This window comes from Pseudoxanthomonas sp., from assembly GCF_051953815.1.
In the GTDB taxonomy this organism is placed as follows: Bacteria; Pseudomonadota; Gammaproteobacteria; order Xanthomonadales; family Xanthomonadaceae; genus Pseudoxanthomonas_A.
This window is the reverse complement of sequence record NZ_JBQCIJ010000023.1, coordinates 18,859-44,443: the sequence shown is the minus strand read 5'-3', so window position 1 is coordinate 44,443 and position 25,585 is coordinate 18,859. Positions and strand designations below refer to the sequence as shown.

The window sequence follows — 25,585 nt, the reverse complement described above, 5'->3', positions numbered from 1 at the left end:
CGGGACCGTTTGCGCCTGCGCGCGGCATCCCGGATGCATGGACGAGCGGAGGCTTCCAGGCCGACGGGCCCGGGGCTTCGGACGGGGGGTGCCGGGAGGGGCGGCACGCGCGCGGCAAGGTGCGCGGCGCGGTCCGCCTCAGCGGCAGCGGTACGCCGCGAAGCGCTGTTCGCCGTTGGCGGGATCGCCCAGCGGCTGGATGGTATTGGCCTGGATGCCCGGCGCCTCGTTGCGCGCCAGTGTTTCCAGTTCATCGCGCACGCGCAGGTTGTTGCGCTCGTAGAACGCGACCTTGTCCTTGACCGATACCGACACCTCGCCCTGCTTTTCGCAGCCAGCGGGCGTCCCGCCAGCGGCGATGACGCGCACGCCCTTGGCGTTAGGCGCCAGCGGCACCCAGGTGCAGGCCGAGAGGGCCACGACGGCGGTGAGGAGAATGAAGCTGCGCATGGATTCGCCTCTTTGCGGGAAACGGCGGGCATTCTGGCCCAACCGGGATGAATCACGGGTGGCTTCCGCCCCGGGCGGAGCGGAAGCGGCCCGTCCTGGAAAGAACCGGGCCTCCCTTCCGTGTCGGGAAGGGAGGCTTCGGCGACGGCTTACTTCTTGGCGGCCGTGACCGGCTTGCCGTCGGCGTCGAGCGTGGTCACCTCGCCGATCTTCAGGTCGCGGATCGGCTGCGCGATCTTGGCCAGGTCACCGACGACCACGTAGGTCAGCGCGTTGGGTTCCAGCGTCTTCGCCGCGACGGTCACGTCCTTGGAGGTGATCGCCTCGTTGCGCGCCTTGTAGGTCAGGATGTAGTCGTCCGGACGTCCGTAGCGCAGGTTGCTGGTGATCTGGCCCATCACCGCGGCCGCGGTTTCATAGGCGCCCGGCAGTTCCAGCGTGTTGCTGGCGCGGATCTTGGTGACCTCGGCCTCGGTCGCCGGCGCTTCGCCGGAGGCGAAGCGGGTGATCTCCGACTTCAGTTCCTTTACCGAATCCACGGTCTTGTCGCTCTGCACCGCCGCCTGCGCGAACCACGGGCGCTGGCCCAGGGTGTTCGAGGCGCCGCTGTACGAACCGTACGCCCAGTGCTTGTCCTCGCGCAGGTTCATGTTGAGGCGCGAGCTGAACTGGCCGCCGAGCACACCGTTGGCGAAATCGAAATCGATCGTGCCCTTGTCGCCGGTCGGCGGGATCAGCTGGCCGACGTAGATGTTGGACTGGATCGCGCCCGGCTGGTCGATAAGGAACACGCGCGGCGCGTTCGGCTTGGCCACCGACGGCACGCCCGGCAGCGCCGGCGCGTTGGGCGCGGTCTTCCAGTCGCCCAGGCGCGCTTCCAGCAGCGGCACGATCTCGGCCAGGGTGGTGTCGCCGACCACGATGACGCGGGCCTTGTCCGGCTGCAGCCAGTCACGGTGGAACGCGGTCAGGTCATCGCGGGTCAGCGAGGCGATCGACGCCTCGGTGCCGCTGCCGGTGAACGGAATCGCATAGGGATGTCCCTGGCCGTACAGCAGCGGCGGCATCACCCGCAGCGCGGCGGTCTGCGGACGCGCCTTTTCCTGCTTGATGCCGGCGATCCAGGTCGCGCGGACGCGTTCGATTTCATCGCCGTCGAAGGTCGGGCGGCGCAGCACGTCGGCCAGCAGGTCCAGCGATTCGGGCAGCTTGTCGCTCAACGCCGACAGGCCCACCGATGCGCTGTCCAAGCCCGCGCCGGTGGTCAGTTCGGCGCCCAGTGCTTCCTTGCGCGCGGCGAACTGCAGCGCGCTGTAGTCGCCGGCGCCTTCATCCAGCATCTGCATGGTGAAGCTGGCGGTGCCGAGCTTCTTGCCCACGTCGGCGGTATAGCCGCCGGGGAACTGCACCGACAGCTGCACCACCGGCGTCTCGCGCCGCTCGGCCAGCACCACTTCCATGCCGTTGGACAGCTTGGCGCGGTGCATCGCCGGGAACTTCAGGTCCGGGAAGGACGTGGTCTTGGGCACGCCCTGGCTGCGATCGACATCGGTCTTGACCGTCTTGAACTTCGGATCCACCGCCGGGATCCGCGCCGGTTGGGTCGCCGGGGCGGCCAGCACGGTTTCCGGCAACGAGGACAGCGGCTTGTCGCTGGGCTGCACCACCAGGGTATGCGAGCCCTTGCCCAGCCACTTGCGTGCGGCGGCCTGGATGCTGGCCGGCGTGGCCTTCATCAGTTCATCGAGTTCGTCGCGATAGCAGTCCGGCTTGCCCTGGTAGACCGTGCAGGAGGCCAGCACGTCGGACTTGCCGCCGAATCCGCCGATGCGCTCGATGCCGCGCACGAAACCGGCGCGGCTGTAGGTGCGCGCCTGCTCGACTTCCTCCGCGGTGGGGCCTTCGCTGATCAGGCGCTGGATTTCCTCGTCCAGCACCTTTTCCACCTTGGCCGGATCCACGCCGTCCTTGACGGTGGCGCTGACGATGAAGGTGCCGGCGATTTCGCTCAGCCACGGCGAAGTGCTGACCTGGTCGGCGATCTTGTCACCATGCACCAGCCGGGCATCCAGGCGCGAGGACGCGCTGCCGCCGAGGATCTGCGAGAACAGCTCCAGCTGGGTCGCGTCGGGGGTGCCCATCTCGGCCACCGGCCAGGCGCGGTAGATGCGCACCTGCGGCACGCGATCCGGCACCGTCTCGCGGGTGTCCTGCGCGCGCTTGGGGATGTTGGGCTTCATGTCCGCCAGCGTCGCGCTGGCCGGGATGTCGCCGAAGTAGCGGGTGACCTTTTCCTTGGCGGTCTTCAGATCGATGTCGCCGGCCAGCACCAGCACGGCATTGTTCGGGCCATACCAGCTGCGGAACCAGGTCTTCACGTCGTCCAGGGTCGCGGCGTCCAGATCGGCCATCGAACCGATGGTCTGCCAGCTGTAGGGATGGCCCGGCGGATACAGGGCCTCGAAGATCTTGGTGTAGATGCGACGGCCATAGGGCTGGTTCTCGCCCTGGCGCTTTTCGTTCTGGACCACGCCGCGCTGCTCGTCCAGCGCCTTCTGGTCGATCGCGCCGAGCAGGTGGCCCATGCGATCGGATTCCATCCACAGCGCCATGTCCAGCGCGGTGGTCGGCACGTTCTGGAAGTAGTTGGTGCGATCCTGGTTGGTGGTGCCGTTCTGGTCGGTGGCGCCGACCAGTTCGAAGGGTTCGAAGAACTCGCCCTTGTGGTTCTCGCTGCCCTGGAACATCAGATGCTCGAACAGGTGCGCGAAACCCGTGCGACCGGGCTGCTCGTTCTTGCTGCCGACGTGGTACCAGACGTTGACCGCCACGATCGGCGCCTTGCGATCGGTATGCACGATCACCCGCAGGCCGTTGGGCAGGGTGAATTCCTCGTAGGGAATGACGATGTCGGTACCGGCCGGTTTGGCCTGGGCCTGGGCGGGGGCCGGCGCATAGGCCAGGCTTCCCAGGGCGGTGCCGAGGGCGACGGCAAGCAGCGCGGCGCGCGGCCGACGGGATGCGATCATCGTGTGACTCCTTGTATACAGGTACGGGATTCCCCAAGAACCCCCGATGCTAACCCGGTCGCGGGGGCCATACACTAGGCCTCATGGCACGTGCCCCTCGAAGCGAGGTGTCTCATGGATCGCCACCACTGCCTGGTCACCGGGGCCAATCGCGGCCTGGGCCTGGAGTTCGTCCGCCAGTTGCTGGCGCGCGGCGACCACGTGATCGCCGCCTGCCGACAGCCCGGCAAGGCCACCACGCTCAACCTGCTGGCCGGCGAGCATCCGGGTCGCCTGCAGGTACTGCCCCTGGATCTGGCCGACCCGCGCTCGCACGCGGCCCTGGCCGCGGAAGTCCCGCTGGTCACGGATGAGGAGCCGCTGGACCTGCTGATCAACAACGCGGGCGTGCTGCGTGGCGGCGAGCGGTTCGGCCAGGTGCGGCCATCCGACCTCGACGCCAGTTTCCACACCAACGCCGCCGGTCCTTTCCTGCTGACCCAGGCGCTGGCGCCGCAGCTGGCCGAGGGCGCCACCGTGGCCAATATCTCCTCGGAAGTCGGATCGATCGCGCTTCGGCAGGAATTCCGCACTCCCAGCTATGCGATGGGCAAGGCCGCGCAGAACATGGCCACCTCCCTGCTCGCGCAGGCCCTCGCGCCTCGCGGCATCAAGGTGGTGGCGTTGCACCCGGGCTGGGTCCGCACCGACATGGGCGGCGCGCAGGCCGCCCTTTCGGCGCAGGAATCGGTGGCCGGCCTGTTGCGCGTGCTCCACCCGCTCACGCTGGATCAGTCCGGCGAGTTCTTCGATTGGCAGGGCCAGCCCCTGCCCTGGTGAACGCGGGCCAACAAAACCCGGTCCATCGCAACGGTTCCCACCTAAACCGCATCCAAACCAGCAAGCCCCGGAGTTGACCGGATGGCGGTGGGAAGGGCGTGTTGGAGGTCACATCCCGCCACCAGGCCCGTCCTGATTCATGAAAGACGGACAGCACGGCCCGGACACTGGCCGGACACGGACACCCAGAGCGAAACGGATTTCCTTGTAATTCAATAATTTGAGATTGGCACGGGTTCTGCATTACTACTCACGCCAACGAAACAGACCCAAGTAATCCTGACTGAAAGCTGAATACAGGAACTGGAAACACAAGTTCCGCTTGATCTGCCTGATTAGGTGTACTACCTTACTACCACACCACCCAACAACATCACTACAGAGGCAAAACAATGAACACCAAGACCCTGCTCCCGCTGACCGCCGCCGCCGTGTTCGCGCTGTGTGCCGGTTCCATGTTCCTGTCGGCCAAGACCTACGCCGACAACAACGTCCAGGCCCCGGTCGCCGCTTCCACCGCTACCCGTATCGTCGACCTGCCGGCCGTCACCGTGACTCCGGACGCCGCCGACCTGACGCACTACCTGACCTACAAGGACGTGAAGGTGGTCAATCTGCCGGCCGTGACCGTGAACCCCGACGCGCGCGACCTGGCTTACTACCTGGCCAGCCAGACCGCCAGCATCGTCGACATGCCGACCATCACCGTGCGTCCGTCGGCCGAAGATCTGCAGCAGTTCGCCGTGCAGGCGGGTGTGCTGGCCCAGCAGCTGGCCGCGCGCTGATTACCGGATTGATCCACGCAAGCGTTTCAAGGCTCCACCCGCTCCATCGTTCCACCCTCCGGTAAAGCGCGTTCCAGCCGCTGCAGTACCTGTACTCCCGCCGCGCCCCGTCATCGACGCGCGCAGGCCGCTCCACCGAGCCGTTGATTCCCGTTGAATCCGGCAGCGATTTCCGCGATCCCCCGGTCGCCTCCCGGCGAAGCCGCATCCGAGCGATGCGGCTTCACCCGACTCCCGAAGGCCGATACGGCGTGCGCATTCCGCCTCCCTGGCGCCATGGCGCATGGGAAGCGACGGGGCCGGCCCGTAGAATCCGCGCATGACAACGCTTTCCCTCGACGTCCTGCTCTACCAGCCGGAAATCCCGCCCAATACCGGCAACGTCATCCGCCTGTGCGCCAACACCGGCGCGCGGCTGCACCTGATCCGCCCATTGGGTTTCGATCTGGAGGATCGGCAGCTCCGCCGCGCCGGACTGGACTATCACGAGTACGCCGATCTGCGGGTGCATGATTCGCTGGACGCCGCGCTGGCCGCGGTCGCCCCGGCCCGTCTGTTCGCGCTGAGCACCCGTGGCACGGTCCGCTTCGACCAGCCGCGCTACCAGCCGGGCGACGCCTTCCTGTTCGGCCCCGAAACCCGCGGCCTGCCACAGGAGGTGCTGGATGCGCTGCCGGCCGAGCATCGCCTGCGCCTGCCGATGCGCCCGGACAACCGCAGCCTCAATCTGTCCAACACGGTCGCGGTGATGGTGTTCGAAGCCTGGCGGCAGCAGGGTTTCGCCGGCGGCGCCTGAGCGCCTCTTGCTCAGCCGCGCGCGTAGCGACCAAAGCGCGCCAGCCGGTAGGGTGCCAGCGGGATCGATGCGGCTTCTCCCACCATCAAGCGCGCCATCAGTTCGCCGCTGACCGGCCCCTGGGTCAGTCCGAGATGACCATGTCCGGTGGCGATGAAGAGGCGTTCGTCGTCGACGCGATCCAGGATCGGCAACGAATCCGGTGTGCAGGGACGCAGGCCCGCCCAGTCGGAAACCGGTTCGCCGGACAGCGAGGGAAACAGCAGGCGGGCCTGTGGCGCGAGTCCCTGGATCAACGCCGGCCGCACCGGGCGCCCGGGCGCGGTCATCTCCTTGAAACCGGTCACCCGCACGCCGGAACGCATCGGCGACACCACCATGTAGCGCTCCGCCCACAGGGTCGGACGTCGAACGACGCCTTCCTGGCGCGGATACATCGCGTGGTAGCCGCGCCCCGCCGCGACCGGCAGGCGCCATCCGAACGGACGCAGCAGTTCGCCACTCCAGGCGCCGGCGGCGACCACGACCTGATCGGCATGCGCGTCGCCGCCCGAGGTGCGGACGCGATAGCCCTCGCCTTCGCGCTCAATCGTCCGCGCGCTGGCAATCAGCGTGTCGGCGCCGCGCGCGCACAGCCAGTTGAACAGACGCCGGCAGAATTCCCCCGGATCCTTCACGAACAACGAATCCCGTTGCAGAACGCCATGCCGTGCGATCGCCGCCAGCCCGGGTTCGAGATCACGCAGCTGCGCCGCATCCAGCACGTCGAAGGCCACGCCGTTGCGCCGCATGTGCTCGCGCGCGCCCGCCGCCCGCGCGAACGTGACCGCTTCGCTGTAGACGTGCAGGTATCCCGTTGCGCTGATCAACTCGAGGGCACCGATGGCGCCCGCCAGATCCAGCCAGGCCGCGCGCGCCGCGCGGTTGAGGGCGTGGGTCGCGTCGACGATCGGTGCCAGTCGCTCCTGGCGGCCGGCGCGCAGGAATCGCCACAGCCAGTCGGCATAGTGCGGCCAGGCGCCGGCATCGAGTTTGAATGGCGCCAGCGGATTCCGCAGCCCACGCAAGGCCGGCCACGCCATGCCCGGCGTGGACGCTGGCATCAGGTTGCCGACCGCCACCGCGCCTGCGTTGCCGAACGACGCGTCACCCGCCGGCCCGCGCGGATCGATGAGCAGGCAGGACAGACCACGCCGCTGCAACTGGAACGCGGTGGACAGGCCGACGATGCCACATCCGATCACCGCGACGTCGACGACGCGCGGGCGGGGACGCCAGGAGACGGAGCTCATTGCACCGGAATATCGTAGGCGGTGGCGGGCGTGGGTTCCGGCTGGAAAGTGTAGTGCCACCACTCCAGCGGATAGTTGCGGAAGCCGCGGCGCTGCATGGCCGCACGCAAGCGCTGGCGATTGGCCTTCCGCTCGCCGTCGATGCGCGGATCATCGGTGTTGGCCAGGGTATCGAACCGGTCGAAACCAGTGCCCATGTCAAGCAGTTCGCAGCGCGCACCATCGCAACGTTCAAGCCCCAGGTCCACGGTGGCGCCGCGGCTGTGCCCCGACGTTTCGGCGATGTAACCGTCCAGCAGGCTCGACTTGTCCAGATTGGGATAGAAGCGCGGCTTGGTCTTCTGATCGGCCAGGTCGTGCGCCCAGCGCACGAAATCGCGCACCGCACGCACCGGCCGGTAGCAGTCGAACAAGCGCAGGCGGTAGCCATCGCCGGCCAGGTCCGCGGCAACCTGTCGCAGGGCCTCGGCCGCCGGCCGCAGCAGGTAGCACTTCGGCGCCAGGTAACCCTCCACCGGACGACCGACGAAGTTGTCATCGCCGGCGTAGCGGATCTCCAGCGTCGCCTCCGGAATGAGCGCGCCCACGTCGACCAGATCGACCTGATCGAAACGGGTGGCATCCGACACCTTCACTTCGCCCGCCTGCGCGACGGTCACGCCCAGCAGCATCCACGCTCCGACGCACCACGCCCGCCAGCCGGTCATGTCAATCACACCCGCCCACCCGCTGGAAATCCAGGTCGGCATAGTCATAGCTGAAATCGGCATCCGGATCGACATGCGACAGGGTCATGCGCGCGGTGCCGCCCTTGCCCGCCGGATGGAACCTCAACCAGGGCTCGGCGTCGACGCTGTCATCGTCCCAGTCCACCAGCCAGCGATCGCCCACCTTCATCACCCTTCCCGCCAGCATCGGCGAGCGCGCGGCGCGGAAGCGGACCTCGTTGCCCTTCGCGCACAGCATCACCTCGCCGAACCAGGGATCGCGATAGCGACCGATGCGTCCCGCGAGTTCACCCGCGTTCGCCAGCACCCGCGACGAGGTGTCCGGCTTGCGTTTCCGCGCCGGCACCGCCGCGTCCTCGGCGTCGATGGCGTCGGCGTAGTGAGCCACCGAAACGGCCCGCGACGGCGCGGTGTAGTGCTTGGTCAGCACCTCGCCGAGCACCGAGCGCGCGTCCTCGCCTTCGCCATTGATCAGGATGACGATGCCGACCTTCCTGTCCGGCAGCAGGATGACCGAGGAATACATGCCGGCGAGCGTGCCGGTATGGGCGACCTTCCAGACCCCATCCACGTCCGACAACCGCCAGCCGTAGCCGTAGGCGGAAAAGTGGCTGTTGTCCCACGCGCGCATCCGCGCCGAAACCGGCATCGGCATGTGCGCGGTCCAGACGGCGCGCCGCTGTTCCTCGCTCAACCACGCGGGCTTGCGCTCCGGAGACAGCCACATGCGCATCCAGGTCAGCATGTCGTTGAGGCTGCAACGGATGCCGCCGGCGGCCATCGAAGTGATATCCGGAACCATGGCGCCGTCCTCGCGGATGGGCGTATTGCCGTCGGCCGTGCGCATGTGCGGCTGGGCGACGTTGCCGACCTGCTCTCGGTTCCATTGGCCGACCTGGCAGCGGCTCATTCCGAGCGGTTCGAAGAGTTCTCGTCGCACCAGCACGTCATAGGGCGCGCCGCCGGCCGCCGCCGCCACTTCGCCGGCGACCACGTACAGCAGATTGTCGTAGGCGTAGTGCGAGCGGAAGCTGTGGGTCGGCTTGAGATGCTCGAGCCCGGCGATGATGTCGGCGCGGGTGAAATCGTTGGGTTCCGGCCACAGCATCAGATCCCCGGCGCCCAGCCCCAGCCCGCTGTTGTGGATCAACAGGTCCCGCACCTGCATGTTCCGCGTCACCCACGGATCATGCATGCGGAACCGCGGCAGATACCGGGTGACCGGGTCATCCCATTTCAGCTTGCCCTGATCCACCAGCCGCGCCAGCACGCCGGCGGTCATGGCCTTGCTGTTGGAGGCAATCTTGAACAGGGTGTCGGCATCGATGCGCTGGCCGCCGCCCACGGCCAGCTCGCCCTCGGTGCGCTGATAGACAACCTTGTCGTCCTCGATGATGCCCACGGCGATGCCGGGCAGTCGATAGCGGGCGATGGTGTCCTCGACCGCGGCATCGGCCCGGCTGCGTTCGATGGCGGTCGCGGAAAAAGAAATCCCCGCCAGCAGGAGGCAGGGAAGGAGGAGATTCACACGCTTTCTGGTTTTGGGCATTCGGTGATTCCGTACCGCAAAGCCAGGCACTCCGGAATGACTCCGGAGTGCCTGTTGGTTGCTCAGAAGTTGTAGGTCACAACAAACTGCGCGTAGCGTGGTGCTTGCCAGACCGTACCCTCGCCAAAGTACGGCATCTTGGTACCCGGCGCGCTTTCATAACGCGAATGCACGTTGATCACCTTCTGGTTGTTGAGCAGGTTGTATACGGAAAGACGCGCCGTCAGATCGACGCCTTCCACCGGCAAGGTCCAGACCACGCTGGCGCCCAAATCCCAAACCCAGGGCATGCGGCCGAAAGCACCGCGAGGGCTGTATTGCAGCTGCCGCGTCCGCCAGTCGTTGCAGTTGGCCGTGCACAACCAGCCGGAACCGCCACCACTGAACTCGCCAGGACCGCCCGCAGCGCGATTGTCGTTCGGCCATACCACGCCAAATGCGGTGATGGGACCGCCAGAACGCACCGACAGCGTCGAACCGAAACTCCACATATCGTTGAGTTTATAGCTGCCACGGAACTTGAACTGGTGACGGTAGTCGTTGAACAGGACGCCGTAGCGCTCATTGACCGCCGGATGATCGTAGTACTGGACCAGATTGGTGTCCGCGTAGCCGGTATCGGAATTCACCGGACCTTCGATGTTGCCCTCGGACTTGGACCACAGGTAACTGGCATTGAATGCCCACTTGTCGTCCCAGGCGCGGTCCACTTGGAACTCAACCGCTTTATACGTGCGCCGGGGCTTCTTGTACCCCATGATCGCACCGCTACCGGAAGCCCTGTAGCCATCCTTCGAGGAATCGAAGGTGACCCAGTTGTTCGTGTCCGGGCACCACAGTCGCGTGGTTTCACCTGGATTGATGATCGGCCAGTCACCGGAGTACCACGGGCACCCCTCAACATGGTTGATGCGCGCGTCCTCCACCGCACGAGTTACTTTGCGATAGGTGGCATTGACACCATACGACCACGCCTCATTGATGGCCTGCTGGAAGCCCAGGATGAATTCATCCTGGAAGACCTGCTTGATGTTGTCCGCGACAGCCGTCCGCACGTCGTCGGGAGGCGGTGTGTTGCCATCGGTATTGACCGGGCCGATCTGCGGCCCCAGGTCGGGGTATAGGTACATCTCGCCGGTGACCGGATGGGGACGTTCTATCCAGCCGTTGAGGACATAGTAAGTATGCTCGTCCGTGGTACCACCACCGAAATAGTCGGTGAGCTTGTTGGTCAGCGGGATGTAATAGCGACCAGCATTGCCGAACACCTTGGTCGTGCCGTCTCCCTTCATGTCCCAGCTGAAACCGAAGCGCGGCGAGATCATATCGGAGAAATCGGCCTTCGCGAAGGTTGCCCCAGAGGCCAGTTTGTTGTGGAAGGCGTCGAAGCGCACACCCAGATTCAGCAGAAGGTTGGGCGTAACGTTCCAGTTGTCCTCAATGTAGATGGCTTTCGCCTCCGTCGTGACGGGCGCACCCGTGACGTAGTGGCGAGCGTCAATGGTCATGAGCACACCCGCGGGAACGGTGGCCCCATTGGGCAAGGTCGCATTGGGTCCGAGGCTTTGCGCCTGGTAGCTAACGCCATCACCGGGATAGATGGTGGAGCTCACCGAATCCATGATTTCCTGATCCGCGCCAAAGCGCAGCAGATGGTCGCCCAGCGTCCATTCGAAATCCAATCGTGCCGCTTCGCGCTTGTCCCAGCGATTGGTGATGCCGCTGGTTCCCGGATAACAACCTTCTCGCCCGTCCAAGTCGCCGAAATCACGGGTATAGCTGTTGGCCAACGTCACAATGCTGCACACATCCTGCACTGACGAGCTGTTGACCGCGCGCCGCTTGTTTTCGCCATACATCGCCTTGGCGGTGAAGTTGTTGCCGAAGTGTCCGGTGTACGTCACCGACCAGTTGTCTCCGCCCGTTCCACTGGTACCATCGCCGTCCCATGCCCCTCGCTGTCCGGTATCCCAGTTGTATTTGTAATACGTAGTAGTCGAGTCCGCCTTGTCGGAGAAAGCGAGCAGTTCCAACAGATGATTGTCCGTGATCTGCCAATCCAGCTTGGCGCCCCAGAAGTCGTTGTCGCTATCGGTGTATGCCGCCTCGTTCCTGTCAATGTCTTTCGGCCTACTGTCGCGCATTTCATACATGGCGAAGAAGAACAAGCGGTCCTTCAGGATCGGGCCGGATGCCCAGATGTTGGTCTTGTACAGCGGGCTGCTGTCCCGACTGGTGAGGCTACGCTCATCGTCGGTGCCGTCGCGATGGAAATGGTTTTCCTTAGACGCCGCCCAACCTGCCGGCTCTAGCGTCACCACCGCGCCGGCATGGAATTCGTTGCTGCCGGAGCGGGTGACGGCATTGATCACGCCACCGGTGCTGCGACCGAACTCGGCGGAGTAGCCGCCCGTCTTGATCTGGAACTCTTCATAGAAGTTGAACGGGACGGTGGAGAAGCCCTGGCGACGATACGGGTCGGTCACGTTGAGCCCGTTGATGTAGACGGCATTCTCAGCCACCGACGAGCCACCGAAGGTCAAGCCTCCGAAGGTCGCGCCTGAGGACACCACGCCCGGGGCCAGCAAGGCGACCGAGCTCAGGCTCTGATCCACCGGCAGGCGCGCGATTTCGTCACGCCGGATATTGGTGGCCGACTCCACGGAGCGTACGTCCACGCGATTGACGACGCGCGAACCCACGACCTGCAGCGCGTCCAGGTTCACCAGTCCGCCTTCGCCCCCCAGATTGACGTTGGTGGTGCCGCCAAGCGACACGTTGACCGCGATGGGATTGCCGACGTTCTGGCCATCACGCTTGAGCTGCAGGCTGTAGTCGCCTACCGGCAGCTGGCTCAGGCGATAGCTGCCATCGGCGTTCGCGGTCACCGTACGGGTCAGGCCGGTGGCGGTGTTGGTCACCGTGATCGTATCGCCGGCGTTGGCACGACCGGCCACCGCGCCGTTGACGTTCTGCGCCATCACCATCGGCGCCATCGACGCGATGCACGTGCCCAGCGCGATACACAGCGCCGCTTTCTTCAAGGTCTTGCCATTCATCCCCGCTCTCTCCTGCTAGGTGTTGAAGTGATCCCGCCCGGTTTAGTGGTTGCTGCCCCCGATCGGCAGCATGGTCCATTCGAACTGGTAGTCCCATTGATCGAAATAGAGATTGCCTCCGCGCCATTCGGCCTCGCCACGCTGCGAATCCACCGTTTCCGAACGGAAGTGCTGCTTGGCCGGCACCAATGGCCGCGAAAAATCGTCGTTGAAGCTGATCCGGTAGGCGTCGAGCCCGCCGAAATAGAAATCACGCAGGCCCGCGTCATCGCTGCGCAGGGCGCCGGTGGTCACGTCCATCGGCACCCAGCCGTAGGGCGCCAGGTACATCCAGCCCCAGTCGTGCATGTTGTCGTAGCCGACCGCTTCGTCCGAGTACGTCCAGCCCGACTGCCAGCGCGCGGGAATGCCGTTGTAGCGCAGCAGCGTGATCAGCAGAAGCGTCTGCTGGCCACAGTCGGCGTGGTCGGAATGCAGTGCGTAATCGCTGATGTTGGAAATGGTGGAGTACTCGCGCGCGCCGCCCCAGGGAATCCGATCCACCGCGTCGAACAGTTTCTTCGCGATGCGATAGGGATTCTTCTCCCCGCCCACCACCTTGGCGGAGAAACGCTTGATGTCGTCGGTGAAGACCACATGCGGACCGCGCTCGGCCAGGTAGGGCGCAAGTTCCGGCGTCGACGTCGCGGCCGCGACCTTTTCCGGGTCGATGTCGAAATGGCGCGCGTGGATGGTCAACTCGTAGCTGATGGAGAAACGGGTCGGCTGCCCGGCACGCGCGGGCTGTTCCAGGTAGACGGTGCGCTGCGGCGTGCCCTCCGGCGCGATGGACGATTTCGCGGGCACGCTGGCGACGAAGCGGATGCCGTCCTGCTGGCCCGGTATCGCCTGCGGATACGGAATCCATGCGCGCACGGTTTCCCCGGCGGGCACGGCATCCGCATTCACCACCAGCGACTGGGTGACCCGCAGCCGCCGCGGCGCGACGCTGTTGGCGCCGGTGGCGCGCGCCTGTTCCAGCGCTTCACGGTGATGCGGATGCAGGCTTTCGAAGGGTCCTTCGGAGAAAGGTTTCACCGGCGGCGCGCGACGCGCGGCGACATCCGGGTACAACCGGATGAGGTTCGACACCGAGCGGCTGAAGTAGCGCTTCTCGCCGTCGATGGTCATGCGCTCGATGCGGCTGGCCTGATCCCAGGCCGCGAATTCTTCCTGCCTCAGATCCGGAATCTGCTTGCGCAGCTGGGCCAGCACGTCCGCTTCGGTGAGCCGGAAATCCAGGCGGATGCGACGCATGCGCTCGCGTTCGTATTGCAGCGCGTCACGCTGTTCATCCGCCAGGCCCGGCCGCGCCAGCGCCTTTGCGATGGCCTGTTCGGCCTCGGCGAAATGACCCGCGTCGACCTGGGCGACGATGGCCGGCGGCGCAGGCGGCGGCAATTCGCCGGCGACGCTGGACGCAACCAGTCCCATCAGGAGTAATATCGGCCATGCAGTCGCACGCACGCGCACGGATCGCCCCGCACCCCGGTGCTCCCTTCGAATGGAACGATGTCGCTGGCCCCCGCTGGCGTCCACGTCGATCACTGGCCCCTCAGCCGACTGGTCACCGTTGTGTAACACGACCGGAGAACCCGGTCAATAATTTATTCTTGAATCTTTCGGAAAAAGAAGTAAATATTCCTCGGAATCGACCCGGCCGTTTGCCGTCCGTGCAACGCCGGGCCGTCGTATCCGTTCCGAGGGGAGGCTGATGAAACAACACACCGGTCCGGTCCGGCGCCACGCCGCGCACACGCAAGCCGGGCAAGCCTCGCGTCCCGCGTCCCGCATCCGAGGTGACCGCATGCGTTCCCTGTTGCTATCCCTCCTGCTTGCCTTCCCGGCAAGCGGGCTGCTCGCCCGCGAACCAGCCCCGGCGCTCCCGGTGCCCGCCCATGCCGTCATCGGCGTGGAGGATCGGCACCTGGATCCGCAGTACTGGATCGACAAGCTTGCCCAGCCCGACCAGGTCGTCCTGGAGCCGTCGGCGATCGCCGCCCAGAACGAGCGCCTGCACCAGCTGGATCGTTCGGTCCACGACATCGAAGGCCTGCCGGCGCGCTTCAGCGCCGACGAGGTGCGCGAATGGGTGGGCGAGCTGTCCAGCGCGCCCACCCGCACCCTGTACGACGAGAAGGGCCAGGCAATCGACAAGGCCACCCTCGACGGCATCGTCGCCAACGCGGCGCTGGATGCGGTGCCGGCACAGACCGACGTGCGCTACGCGCTGGTGGTCCGCCGCGCCGATCTGCGCACCTTTCCCACCCGTCTGCGCGTGTTCCGCGAAGCCGGCGACACCGACATCGATCGGTTCCAGGAAAGCGCGCTGTTTCCCGGCACCCCGGTGATCGTCCTGCACGAAAGCCGCGATCGGCAATGGTCGTTCGTGATCAGCCCGCTGTACGCGGCCTGGATCGAAAATACCCATCTGGCCGAAGGCGCGCGCGATCAGGTGTTCGCCTACGCGCATCGCACCCCCACCCTGATCGTCACCGGACCGACCGTGCATACCGTGCACACGCCCGAGCAACCCGGCGTGTCAGAGCTGCAGCTGGACATGGGTGTGCGTGTCCCGCTGCTGAGCGAGTGGCCGGCCGACAAGCCGGTCAATGGCCAGCATCCGTATACGTCCTGGGTCATCCAGCTGCCGATCCGCGGCGCGGACGGCAAGCTGGAACTGGTGCCGGCGCTGCTGCCGAAGAACGCCGACGTCGGCACCGAGTACCTGCCGCTCACCCGCGCCCACCTGCTCCAGCAGGGCTTCAAGTTCCTCGGCGAGCGCTACGGCTGGGGTCATTCCTACAACACCCGTGACTGCAGCGGCTTCGTCTCCGAGGTCTATCGCAGCTTCGGCGTGGAGCTGCCGCGCAACACCAGCGACCAGGGCGTGAGCCCGGCGCTCAACCGCATCGCCTTCACCGACAAGGACGATCGCGCCGCGCGCATGAAGGTCGTCCGGGAGCTGCAGGTCGGCGATCTGATCTACATCCCCGGCCACGTGATGATGGTGATCGGCAAGGAGAACGGGCAGACCTACCTGATCCACGACACCACCGGCATCACCTACAAAGATGGCCGCGGCCAGCTGGTGCGCGCCTCGCTCAACGCCGTGTCGGTGACGCCGCTGGAGCCCCTGCTGTTCGGTGGCGACAAGACCTTCATCGATCGCATCTACAGCATCCAGAGAATCCGCCCCTAAGGCCCCCATGAAAATCACCGACATCCAGTTCGGCATGCTGCGCGTGCCGCTGAAAACCGCCTTCAAGACGGCCCTGCGCACGGTCGACACGGTGGAGGACATCGTGGTCATCGTGCGCACCGACACCGGCCAGGTCGGTTATGGCGAGGCGCCCGCCACGGCGGTCATCACCGGCGATACCCATGGCTCGATCATCGAGGCCATCGCGCGCTTCATCAAACCCCGCCTGATCGGCCAGGACATCGCCAACCTCAACCACATCACCCATCTCATCCAGACCGCGCTGGAGCGCAACACCAGCGCCAAGGCCGCCGTCGAGATCGCCATCTACGATCTGTTCGGCCAGCTGTATGGCGCGCCGCTGTACAAGATGCTGGGCGGCGGCGATCCGGTGATCACCACCGACATCACCATCAGCGTCGACTACATCGACAAGATGGTGGCCGACTCCATCAACGCGGTGGAACGCGGTTTCGAATCGCTGAAGATCAAGGTGGGCAAGGACATCGGCCTGGACATCGAACGGGTCAAGGCGATCTATTCGGCGGTGGAAGGACGCGCGCTGCTGCGCCTGGACGCCAACCAGGGCTGGAGCGCCAAGCAGGCGGTGTTCGCCATGCACAACCTGGAGGACGCCGGTGTCGTCCTGGAACTGCTGGAACAGCCGGTCAAGGCGCAGGACATCGACGGCCTGAAGTACGTCACCGACCGCGTGCACACGCCGGTGATGGCCGACGAGAGCGTGTTCGGCCCCACCGAGGTCATCGACCTGATCAAGATGCGCGCGGCCGACATCATCAACATCAAGCTGATGAAGACCGGCGGCATCTCCAACGCCGTGCGCATCGCCGACATCGCTTCGCTGTACGGGGTGGAGTGCATGATCGGCTGCATGCTGGAGACCAGCATCAGCGTCGCCGCCGCCGTGCACCTGGCGGTGGCCAAGTCGCAGTCCATCACCAAGGTGGACCTGGACGGCCCGTCGCTGTGCCAGTTCAATCCGGTCGAAGGCGGGGTCATCTTCAACGAGTCGGAGATCTCCATCACCGACGCCCCCGGCCTGGGCATCCAGACCATCCACGGCCTGGAACTCATTTCGGTCTGACCCTGGACCGACGCGACGCAGGATGGGATAAAGAGCGCACATGCCGCCCCTGGTCAAAATCCGATCCGAACGCGACCACATGTCGGCGATCGAGCGCCGCATCGCCGACTTCATCCTCGAGAACGCCCACCTGCTGCGCGACTATTCCTCGCAGCAGCTGGCCAGCGCGCTGGGCATCAGCCAGTCCAGCGTGGTCAAGTTCGCGCAGAAGTTCGGTTTCAAGGGCTATCCGGATCTCAAGTTCTCCATCGGCGAGGCGGTGGCCCGCAACGGCGGTGATCCGCAGCCCCGCCAGATCGACAGTCCCGACGAGCCCGACGCCTACCAGCGCCTGGAAGCGGGACTGCGGCGCGGCAAGGCGGCGGCCGAGGAGGAAACCCGCCTGCTCAATCCCCCCGCCAACATCGAGCACATCGCCGGCCTGATCCACCAGGCGGACAAGGTGTTCGTCTACGGGCTCGGGGATGACGGCCTGTTCGCGCGCGAGTTCGCGATGCGGCTGTCGCTGCTGGGCGTGCTGACCGTCCATCACGCCGATCCCATCCTGATGATGGCCAACCTCTCGGCGGCGCGCCCGGGCGACGTGCTGCTGGTGTTCTCCGAGTTCGGCAAGCTGCCCACACTTTCGCAGATCAGCCGCCAGTTCCAGGACGCCGAAGGCAAGGTGGTGTCGATCACCCGCCACACCTCCAACCCGCTGCGCGCGCATGCCGACGCCTCGCTGGTGGTGTCGGCGCACGATTCGGCGCCGCATGTGGAAGCCCTGCTCTACCGTTCCTCGCTGCAGTACCTGCTGGACGTGCTGTTCGTCCTGCTCTGCCACAACCACGACGATCGCCATCGGCAATTGAACATCAACCTGGAACGGATCCAGCACCTGCTGGATTCCTGATTCCCCGTCCCGGAGCCAACATGGCCTCTGTGTTCCGCTTCGCGCTGTCGAACCTTGTCCTAGCCGCCGCCTTCGGGGCCTGCCTTCCCGCCCAGGCGACGGTGGCGTCCACCACCACGTCACCCGCTTCGGCCTGGCGACAGGCGCAGCAGTTGATCCTGGTGATCACACCGGACTGGGAGGCCAGCGGTGGGCGCATGCAGACGTTCGAACGCGAGGGCGGCGGCTGGCATGCGCGGCAGGCGCCCACCGCGGTCACGGTCGGCCGCGCCGGCGCCGCCTGGGGACGCGGCCTGCATCCCGCGCAGGCGGATGGCCCGCAGAAACGCGAGGGCGACGGCAAGGCGCCGGCCGGCGTGTTCACCCTGGGCGAAGCGTTCGGCTATGCCGCCCAGCGCGACACCGGCCTGGCCTACGCACCGATGCGGGCATCCCATTACTGCATCGACGTGCCCGCCTCGCCGCTGTACAACCGGATCGTCGACAGCGAGCAGGTCGGCACCGCCGCGGTCGAAGGTTCCACCGAACCGATGCGCCGCGATCTGCATGCCGGCGGCGATGTCCGTTACAAGGAGGGCTTCGTGATCCAGCACAACCCCGACAACGTCAGCGGCGCGGGCAGCTGCATCTTCGCCCATCTGTGGAAGGCGCCGGGCGAAGCCACCGCCGGCTGCACGGCGATGGCCGAACCGGTGATGGATCGCCTGCTGGGCTGGCTGGACGACAGGCGACATCCGGTGTTCGTGCTGCTGCCGGAAGCCGAGTACCGGCGCCTGCGCGCCGACTGGCAACTGCCCGCCTTCGCGGAGGCCGCGCCATGAGCGAAGCCCCTCCTTCCAATCCGGGATTCGTCCGCGCGGTCAGCCGCTGGCAGATTGTCGGCCTGTCGATCAACGACGTCATCGGCAGCGGCATCTACCTGCTGCCCGCCGCCACCGCGGTGCTGCTCGGACCGGCCAGTGTCTGGGCGGTGCTGCTGGCGGGTGTCGCCGTGGCATTGCTGGTGCTGTGCTACGCGCAGGCGGCCAGCTATTTCGACCAGCCCGGCGGCAGCTATCTGTATGCGCGCGAGGCGTTCGGTCCGTTCGTCGGTTTCGAGATCGGCTGGATGGTCTGGCTGACCCGCATCGCCTCGGCCGCCGCGCTCAGCAACGGCCTGGCCGATGCGGTCGCGCGTTTCTGGGCGCCCGCGGCCTCCGGTGGCGGACGCCTGGCGGTGGTGGTCGGCTCGCTGGGACTGCTGACGTTGATCAACGTCATCGGCGTGAAGTCGGCCGCGCGCACCGGCGTGGCGCTGGTCATCGGCAAGCTGCTGCCGCTGGCGCTGTTCATCGTCATCGGCCTGTTCTACATCGATCTCGACCTGCTGCGCAGCGGTGAGCTGCCGCCGCTGCGCAACCTGGGCGAAGCGGCCCTGCTGCTGCTGTTCGCCTACGCCGGCTTCGAGAACATCCCGGCCGCCGCCGGCGAGTTCAAGAACCCGCGCCGCGACGTGCCGTTCGCGCTGCTCACCATGATCGCCACGGTCACGATCATCTACGCGGCGGTGCAGTTGGTCGCGCAGGGCACGCTGGCCGGACTGGCGCAGTCGCAGACGCCGCTGGCCGACGCGGCGGGCAGCTTCAGCGGCGAAGGCCTGGCCTTGATCCTCACCGTCGGCGCGACGATTTCCATCCTCGGCACCAACAGCAACACCATGCTGTTCGGCCCGCGCGTGCTGTATTCGCTGGCCCAGGACGGTTTCGGTCCCCGCGTCCTCGCCAACATCCATCCCCGCTTCCACACTCCCGCCGTGGCGATCGTGACCCAGGGCGTGCTTGCGCTCGCGCTCGCGCTATCCGGCTCGTTCGTGCAGCTGGCGCTGCTGTCGGTGGTGGCGCGCCTGTGCGCCTACATCGGCACCACCCTGTCGGTGCTGGTGCTGCAACGCCGCTACGCCGATCATCCGGGCGCGCTGAAACTGCCGGGCGGCCCGCTGATTCCACTGGCCGCGCTGATCCTCTCGCTGGGACTGCTGGTCAGCGCCAACGTGGGCAACCTGATCGCCGCGGCGGTCGCCCTGGGCATCGGCGCGCTGCTGTATCTGCTGCGGCGCAAGCCGGCGCTCATTCCTTAATCGGCGACTCACTCGATGGGCCTTGCAGGCGGGATTTCATCTGCTCGATCTCCGCCTGCTGGCCCTGGATGATTCGCTCGCACAACCGGCGCAGTTCCGTCGTTCGCAGATCGGCCTCCCGGCACATCAGGATCGCGCCTGCGTGATGCGGGATCATCGAGCGCAGGAACTGCTGATCCCCGACACCCCACTGGCCGCGAATCCCGGACCAGCACAAGGCTCCCACCAGCAGCCCACCTGCCAGCAGCAGTGCATTGGCGCCCCGGTTCGGATACATCGCGCGCATCAACCAGAGCTCGATCAACAGCATCGGTGAAACCATCAAGCCGGCCATGTACGCCTGGTTGATGTTGTGAAAGACATTGCCCGGCCGATCGACCATGGCATACATCAGTGCATACATGGCGATGAAGGACAGCGACAGCATCCCAAGCAGCCGGACATACGGGCCGGAAGCGTGGGGAGATTCGCGATGCGTTTCCTGCGAAGAAGCGTGCATGGGATGGACTCCCTGTTCCGGTTGCCACCACGTCACGCTAGCCCGCGCCAAGTCGCCGTCCTGTGCACAACAACAGCCTTGGATGTCAGGTTGGTTTGCTCATCTCGCTACGCGCGCTGGAGTTTGAACACCCGAGTACATGTGCCGAAAGTTCCTGATTTTTCGGCCTAATTTATGTACTGCTCAGTTTGATATTCAGGGCGCATTGAGGGCGCTAACGGATAATTCACATCACCAGCAGCGAACGGGCGATGCCTTCAGCGCTGGATACCAACTACAAAAATCGAGGTTTGAGCGTATGAAGAAGTCCTTGCTTGCCCTGACCCTGCTGGCCGCCCTGCCGTTCGCCGCCTCCGCGGCCGATGGCGTCTCCTACAACTACGTGGAAGGCGGCTACACCAAGACGAATGTTGACGGTCCGGATTCCGACGGCTGGGCGCTGAAGGGTTCGGTGGCCATCCACCCGAACTTCCACCTGTTCGCTGATTACAGCCAGCAGGAAGTGGACAACGTGAAGGTCGATTTCGACCAGTGGCGCGTCGGCGTCGGCTACAACCACGAGCTGTCCAAGCGCGTGGACCTGCTGACCCGCGTGGCCTACGAGAAGGTCAAGACCGACCGCTTCACCACCCCGTCCGGCGTCCGCGTCCCGAGCTTCAGCGCTGATGGTTACAGCGTCGAAGTCGGCGTGAACAGCGCGCTGACCAACCGCCTGAACGGCTATGCCCTGGCCGGTTACGAAGACGGCGACGACTACGACGGTGACTTCTACGGCCGCCTCGGCGCGCAGGTGAAGTTCAACCCGAACTGGAGCGCCTCGGCCGACGTGAAGATCGTCGACGGCGGCGACACCCAGTGGTTCGTCGGTCCGCGCTTCAGCTGGTAATCCGGCAAGCGATACCGCCTCCCGCGACGTGTCTCTCTCTCCCCGCGTCGCGACCGAAGCCCGGCCACAAGCCGGGCTTCATTTTTTCGGGTCCGCGCCGGGTCCGTCATGATCTGCGCTTGTCTTCCTTTTTGAAGAAGGACATCGAGCGGGATTTTGTCTCCGCGGCAGAAGCAAATCCCCCGTCACCCGCTTCGCGGGCGCCCGCCCCCTTTTTTCAAAGGGAGGCTGATTCAAAGGGGAACTGCTCTGTCTCGCGGTTGCCGTTGTCTTGCCTCCCCCTTCGAAGAAGGGGGACCGAGGGGGATTTGCTTTTGCTGTGCTTGAACACCGGACGCTCTTGCGCGCATCAACCGGCCCGCAAATCGTCCTTCCTTCAGCGACCGGGCTTCGCAGCTAACCGCCCACGAAAAAGCCCGGCCATTGGCCGAGCTTTTTCGTCTTTCAGGGCTCTTAACGCGTTACTTGAACAGCGTTTCCGGATATTCCGGCTTCTGTTCGCGCGCCAGCAACTGCTGCAGGCCCAGCGTCGGCGTCATCTCGCCGTGCAGCACGGCGCGGACCGCGCTGGAGATCGGCAGATCGATGGCGTGCCGTTCGGCCTGGCGCATGACTTCGTCGGCGGCCTGCATCGACTCGACCACCTGGCCGATTTCGCGGATGGCGTCCTGGATCGGCTGACCGCGTCCCAGCGCCAGGCCCAGCCGCCGGTTGCGCGACAGATCGCCGGTGGCGGTGAGCACCAGGTCGCCCAGGCCGGCCAGGCCCATCAGGGTTTCCGGCTTGCCGCCGATCGCCGCCGCCAACCGCAGCATTTCATTGAGGCCACGGGTGATCAGGCCGGCGCGCGCGTTCAACCCCAACTGCATGCCATCGGCGACACCGGTGGCCACGGCCAGCACGTTCTTCATCGCGCCGCCGAGTTCGGCGCCGACCATGTCGTCACCGGTGTAGGCGCGGAACGCGGGGCCGTGCAGCACTTCGGCCATCAGCTGGGCGAAGCCGGCGTCATGCCCGTGCACGGTGACCGCGGTGGGCAGGCCGAGCGCGACTTCCTTGGCGAACGACGGACCGGTGACCACGGCCAGCGGCACGTCCTCTCCCAGGATTTCCTCGGCGACCTCGTGCAGGAAGCGGCCCGAACCGGGCTCGAATCCCTTGGTCGCCCAGGCCACGCCGGCGCCGGCCGGCCGTAGCGGCGCGATCAGCTTCAGCGTCTCGGTGAAGGCGTGCGACGGCACCACCACGAGGACCAGTTCGGCGCCCTGCATGGCGGTTGCCAGATCGGTGGTGGCGCGCAGGCTGTCCGGCAGCGCGATGCCCGGCAGGTAGCGCGGATTCTCGTGCTGCGTGTCGATGGCGGTCGCGACCTTTTCGTCACGACCCCACAGGACGACGTGGTGGCCATTGCGGGCCATCAGCGTCGCCAGCGCGGTGCCCCACGAGCCCGCGCCGAGGACGGCGATCCTCAGGGAATCAGCCATGCGTCACCCCCATCGGCGCGGTTCGCGCCACGACGGGATTGTGCCTCATGAATCAGGCGTTGCCCGCCGGTTCCGTGTTGGCCAGTTCGCCTTCACCGGCCTGCTGCGCGGCGCGCTGACGCAGGGTTTCGGCGTACAGGGCGTCGAAATTGATCGGCTGCAGGAAGAACGGCGGGAAACCACCGGACTGGACCAGATCGCTGACCAGCTGACGCACGTACGGGAACAGGATGTTCGGGCACTGGGTGCCGAGCAGCACGTCGACCGCCTGCGGCTCCAGGCCGACCAGGCCGAAGATGCCGGCCTGCTGGACTTCCGCCACGTAGGCGGTCTTGTCGCCGGCCTTGCAGGTCAGGGTCACGCCCAGCACGACTTCGAAGGCGTTCTCGTTCAGGCGCTGCACGCGCTGGTTGAGGTTGAGCTGCAGGTCCGGCTGCACGTTCTCGGTGAAGATGGCCGGCGCGCCGGGGACTTCGAACGAAACGTCCTTGACGTAGATCTTCTCGACGGTGAACGCGGCGCCAGCTTCGGCCGGCGCGACGGCGCCATTGTTGGTTTCTTCGGACATTTCGGAACTCCGGGAATTCGGTTGAACGGAAGGTAAAGAGGTTGATTATGGCATGTCTTGGCGACGCGACCGCCCCGAATCAAGGGCGGCTCAGCGGCCCTTGACCAGCGGCAGGTCGGCCTGCTGCCAGGCGGCGATGCCGCCATCCAGCCAGTACACCTGGGTGAAGCCGGCCTTCTTCAGGCGCTTGGCCGCATCCGCCGATGCCTGGCCGTTGCGGCACACCATCACGACCGGCAGCGCCTTGGCCGGGGCCAGCAGCTTGCTTTCCGGATCGAACTGGCTGGGCGCGACATTGCGGCTGCCCGCGATGTGTCCCTTGTCGAAGTCGCCGCTGGCCGAAAGATCCACGACCAGGGCGTTCTCACGGTTGATGAGACCGGTCAGTTCCGCCGGGCGCAGGGCCTTGTAGCCGCGGAACAGGCGGGCGATTTCGGTGTAGAGGATGACCAGGGTCAGGCCGACGAGCAGCAGCGACAGGACCGGACTATGGGCGACGAACGCCTGCAGTTTTTCGAAACTCACGGGAATACGCGGGTCGGGGAAAACCGCGATTGTCGCATAGCGACGGGGGCTGGCGGGGCTACTCCCCCTCCCAGAAGTCGGGCAGGCCGCCCACCAGCCACCATCGCTTGGCCTCGGCGTCCCAGCGCCAGCGCTCGCGGTAGCGCAGGGTGCGCTCGGCCTGGGTATGGCGGTTGATCACCCGTACTTCGATCAGCCGCGCGACCACCTCGTCCGGTTCCACCAGGCTGGACAGGTCGCGGTAGCCGGACACCTGGATCTGTTCGTACCGGCGGAGTTCGAACTCGCCCATCGGATGCGCCTTGGCGTAGGCGGGCTCGACGAAGGTCCACGCGCCTTCGAAATCGCCCCAGCGAATCGCCGCCGCGTAGGCATTCTGGACCTGCTCCAGCTTGGCGCGCTGCCGCCCGCCCGCGGCCTGCGCGCCGAACGCGACCATCGCCAGGACCAGCAACAGCATCCACCGCAGGCTCATCCGCATGTGTTCTTCTCCCCCACAGGTGCGGTCATCCTACCGCTTGGCGATGGCGACGAAACGGCCGCTCAGGGTGGTGGCCGCGCCACCTTCGGGCAGGCGCACCACCGCTTCCACCTGGATCCGCGCGCGTCCGCGCTGGCGCAGGGTCGACAGGAAGGTCTCGAAGGACTCGCCCGGCGCGAACGCGGCTTCCGCGCACAGGTCCGCGCGCAGCGGCGCGAGGTAGCGGATGCTGCTGTCGGCCACGTAGACCTCGGCGGTTTCGCCGGCCATCTCCAGGCCCAGCGTCACCCGGCCCCAGCCGGCCACCGTCATCAGCGAGGTCAGGCTGCCGCCGAACGCGGTGCCCTTGTCATTGACGTTCGCCGCCAGGGGCGCCGTCAGCCTCAGGATGCCGTCCGCGTAGCCGTCGACCTCCACCTGCATGGCGGCCACGGGGGGCATTTCGCGGCAATGCGCGCGCAGATGATCCAGCGCAGCTTCGGCGTTCATCACGGATAATCGGCTCATGGCTTCCGGTAAAGACGCAGGATGGTACGTGATCTCGCTGCGGCCGCAGGGCGGGCACGACGCCCTGCGCCGTGCGGCGGCGCGGCGCGGCGCTGCTGGCGGTGTCGCCATGGCGGATCGTCGTGCGCGACGACGACGAGGCGCGCGGCGCGCTGGCACGCGCGCTGGATGCCGACCACGTGCTGTTCACCAGTCCCGCGGCGGTCGCCGCGGCCGCGCGTCTGCGGCGACTGCGGGCCAGGCCGGGCCAGATCTGGCTGGCGGTCGGCAGCGGTACCGCGCGCGCGCTGCATCGCCTGGGAATTCCCCGGGTCAGCGCGCCGGCGCGGATGGACAGCGAAGGCCTGCTGGCGCTGCCCGAGCTGCAATCGATCGCCGGCCGGCGGATTGGTTTCGTCACCGCGCCGGCCGGCCGCAACCTGCTGGCGCCTGCTCTGCAGGTACGCGGCGCGGAACTGGATCGCGCCGATGTGTATTCGCGGGTCGACATTCCGCTGTCGCGTCGCAGTCTGCAGGCGCTCGAAGCACTGCGGGCTCCCGCCTGCGTGATGATCAGCAGCGGTGGCGCGCTGGAACGCGTGCTGGCGCAACTGCCTGCCACGAGCCGTGAGAAGTGGCTGCGCATGCCGGCCATCGCCGCCAGCGAGCGCTTGTCTGAACAAGCGGCGCAAGCAGGCTTCACGCGGATCCATCTGGCCGCCGGGCCACGCAACTCACAAATGCTGGACTGCGCGGAAGACGCCCTCCTGCGGTCTGATCCGCTAGCATGAGCGC

22 protein-coding genes and 1 pseudogene are annotated in these 25,585 nt (G+C 66.2%); 10 read left to right on the top strand and 13 right to left on the bottom strand.

Annotated features, from left to right (window positions below):
• Positions 1–138 precede the first annotated feature (138 nt).
• Together ACTHN1_RS06370 and ACTHN1_RS06365 are read right to left on the bottom strand one after the other, a co-directional pair.
• Positions 139–450, bottom strand: a complete 312-nt coding sequence (locus ACTHN1_RS06370) for a DUF4156 domain-containing protein (RefSeq protein WP_440470118.1) — start codon at positions 448–450, stop codon at positions 139–141.
• A 149-nt stretch (positions 451–599) separates the two neighbouring features.
• Positions 600–3,479 (bottom strand): M16 family metallopeptidase, encoded by a 2,880-nt coding sequence (locus tag ACTHN1_RS06365; protein WP_440470117.1) that lies wholly within the window; start codon positions 3,477–3,479, stop codon positions 600–602.
• Between the two features lie 114 nt (positions 3,480–3,593).
• Here ACTHN1_RS06365 and ACTHN1_RS06360 point away from each other — a divergent pair, with 114 nt between their 5' ends.
• The 3 genes from ACTHN1_RS06360 to trmL all read left to right on the top strand — a co-directional run bounded on the left by ACTHN1_RS06360 (position 3,594) and on the right by trmL (position 5,879).
• Complete coding sequence (locus ACTHN1_RS06360; protein ID WP_440470116.1) at positions 3,594–4,298, top strand: SDR family oxidoreductase; 705 nt, start codon at positions 3,594–3,596, stop codon at positions 4,296–4,298.
• Between the two features lie 392 nt (positions 4,299–4,690).
• The gene (locus ACTHN1_RS06355; RefSeq protein ID WP_440470115.1) at positions 4,691–5,083 is read left to right on the top strand and encodes a hypothetical protein; all 393 of its coding nucleotides are present in this window, start codon (positions 4,691–4,693) and stop codon (positions 5,081–5,083) included.
• A gap of 319 nt (positions 5,084–5,402) precedes the next feature.
• The gene (trmL, locus tag ACTHN1_RS06350) at positions 5,403–5,879 is read left to right on the top strand and encodes a tRNA (uridine(34)/cytosine(34)/5-carboxymethylaminomethyluridine(34)-2'-O)-methyltransferase TrmL (protein WP_440470114.1); all 477 of its coding nucleotides are present in this window, start codon (positions 5,403–5,405) and stop codon (positions 5,877–5,879) included.
• Between the two features lie 11 nt (positions 5,880–5,890).
• On the opposite strand, the gene ACTHN1_RS06345 is transcribed toward trmL, so the two are convergent.
• The 5 genes from ACTHN1_RS06345 to ACTHN1_RS06325 all read right to left on the bottom strand — a co-directional run bounded on the left by ACTHN1_RS06345 (position 5,891) and on the right by ACTHN1_RS06325 (position 13,980).
• On the bottom strand, positions 5,891–7,171 hold the full coding sequence (locus ACTHN1_RS06345; RefSeq protein ID WP_440470113.1) for an NAD(P)/FAD-dependent oxidoreductase: 1,281 nt from the start codon (positions 7,169–7,171) through the stop codon (positions 5,891–5,893).
• Positions 7,168–7,878 (bottom strand): M15 family metallopeptidase, encoded by a 711-nt coding sequence (locus ACTHN1_RS06340; RefSeq protein WP_440470112.1) that lies wholly within the window; start codon positions 7,876–7,878, stop codon positions 7,168–7,170. Before ACTHN1_RS06340 ends, ACTHN1_RS06345 begins: the two co-directional genes overlap by 4 nt.
• Before the next feature lies 1 nt (position 7,879).
• Positions 7,880–9,448: a serine hydrolase gene (locus ACTHN1_RS06335; protein WP_440470111.1), complete on the bottom strand. Its 1,569-nt coding sequence runs from the start codon at positions 9,446–9,448 to the stop codon at positions 7,880–7,882.
• A 62-nt stretch (positions 9,449–9,510) separates the two neighbouring features.
• The gene (locus ACTHN1_RS06330; protein ID WP_440470110.1) at positions 9,511–12,507 is read right to left on the bottom strand and encodes a TonB-dependent receptor; all 2,997 of its coding nucleotides are present in this window, start codon (positions 12,505–12,507) and stop codon (positions 9,511–9,513) included.
• 42 nt (positions 12,508–12,549) lie between these two features.
• Positions 12,550–13,980, bottom strand: a complete 1,431-nt coding sequence (locus ACTHN1_RS06325; RefSeq protein ID WP_440470109.1) for a transglutaminase-like domain-containing protein — start codon at positions 13,978–13,980, stop codon at positions 12,550–12,552.
• Positions 13,981–14,353: 373 nt separating this feature from the next.
• On the opposite strand from ACTHN1_RS06325, the gene ACTHN1_RS06320 reads away from it, so the two are divergent.
• The 5 genes from ACTHN1_RS06320 to ACTHN1_RS06300 are packed head-to-tail and all read left to right on the top strand — an operon-like array spanning position 14,354 to position 19,861.
• Positions 14,354–15,748, top strand: a complete 1,395-nt coding sequence (locus tag ACTHN1_RS06320; protein ID WP_440470108.1) for a C40 family peptidase — start codon at positions 14,354–14,356, stop codon at positions 15,746–15,748.
• 7 nt (positions 15,749–15,755) lie between these two features.
• On the top strand, positions 15,756–16,853 hold the full coding sequence (locus ACTHN1_RS06315) for a dipeptide epimerase (protein ID WP_440470107.1): 1,098 nt from the start codon (positions 15,756–15,758) through the stop codon (positions 16,851–16,853).
• A 40-nt stretch (positions 16,854–16,893) separates the two neighbouring features.
• Positions 16,894–17,745, top strand: coding sequence for a MurR/RpiR family transcriptional regulator (locus ACTHN1_RS06310; RefSeq protein WP_440470106.1), 852 nt, complete (start codon positions 16,894–16,896; stop codon positions 17,743–17,745).
• Positions 17,746–17,765: 20 nt separating this feature from the next.
• A complete protein-coding gene (locus ACTHN1_RS06305) occupies positions 17,766–18,566 on the top strand; it encodes a L,D-transpeptidase family protein (protein ID WP_440470105.1) in 801 nt (266 codons plus the stop codon).
• Positions 18,563–19,861: an APC family permease gene (locus ACTHN1_RS06300; protein WP_440470104.1), complete on the top strand. Its 1,299-nt coding sequence runs from the start codon at positions 18,563–18,565 to the stop codon at positions 19,859–19,861. Before ACTHN1_RS06305 ends, ACTHN1_RS06300 begins: the two co-directional genes overlap by 4 nt.
• Here the strand turns inward: ACTHN1_RS06300 and ACTHN1_RS06295 are convergent.
• Positions 19,851–20,360 (bottom strand): DUF305 domain-containing protein, encoded by a 510-nt coding sequence (locus ACTHN1_RS06295; protein WP_440470103.1) that lies wholly within the window; start codon positions 20,358–20,360, stop codon positions 19,851–19,853. The genes ACTHN1_RS06300 and ACTHN1_RS06295 overlap by 11 nt on opposite strands.
• A 298-nt stretch (positions 20,361–20,658) precedes the next feature.
• On the opposite strand from ACTHN1_RS06295, the gene ACTHN1_RS06290 reads away from it, so the two are divergent.
• On the top strand, positions 20,659–21,246 hold the full coding sequence (locus ACTHN1_RS06290) for an OmpO family porin (RefSeq protein ID WP_440470102.1): 588 nt from the start codon (positions 20,659–20,661) through the stop codon (positions 21,244–21,246).
• A 461-nt stretch (positions 21,247–21,707) separates the two neighbouring features.
• Here ACTHN1_RS06290 and ACTHN1_RS06285 read toward each other — a convergent pair whose 3' ends face one another.
• The 5 genes from ACTHN1_RS06285 to ACTHN1_RS06265 all read right to left on the bottom strand — a co-directional run bounded on the left by ACTHN1_RS06285 (position 21,708) and on the right by ACTHN1_RS06265 (position 24,793).
• A complete protein-coding gene (locus tag ACTHN1_RS06285) occupies positions 21,708–22,730 on the bottom strand; it encodes an NAD(P)H-dependent glycerol-3-phosphate dehydrogenase (RefSeq protein ID WP_440470101.1) in 1,023 nt (340 codons plus the stop codon).
• A 52-nt stretch (positions 22,731–22,782) separates the two neighbouring features.
• A complete protein-coding gene (secB, locus tag ACTHN1_RS06280) occupies positions 22,783–23,298 on the bottom strand; it encodes a protein-export chaperone SecB (RefSeq protein WP_440470100.1) in 516 nt (171 codons plus the stop codon).
• 90 nt (positions 23,299–23,388) lie between these two features.
• Entirely contained in the window at positions 23,389–23,823 is a 435-nt protein-coding gene (locus tag ACTHN1_RS06275) for a rhodanese-like domain-containing protein (protein WP_440470099.1), read from the bottom strand.
• A 58-nt stretch (positions 23,824–23,881) separates the two neighbouring features.
• A complete protein-coding gene (locus ACTHN1_RS06270) occupies positions 23,882–24,304 on the bottom strand; it encodes a hypothetical protein (RefSeq protein ID WP_440470098.1) in 423 nt (140 codons plus the stop codon).
• A 30-nt stretch (positions 24,305–24,334) separates the two neighbouring features.
• Positions 24,335–24,793, bottom strand: coding sequence for a YiiD C-terminal domain-containing protein (locus tag ACTHN1_RS06265; protein WP_440470097.1), 459 nt, complete (start codon positions 24,791–24,793; stop codon positions 24,335–24,337).
• A gap of 16 nt (positions 24,794–24,809) precedes the next feature.
• Between ACTHN1_RS06265 and ACTHN1_RS06260 the strand changes: the two are divergent.
• Positions 24,810–25,581: pseudogene (locus tag ACTHN1_RS06260) on the top strand (uroporphyrinogen-III synthase).
• The last annotated feature ends 4 nt before the right edge of the window (positions 25,582–25,585 follow it).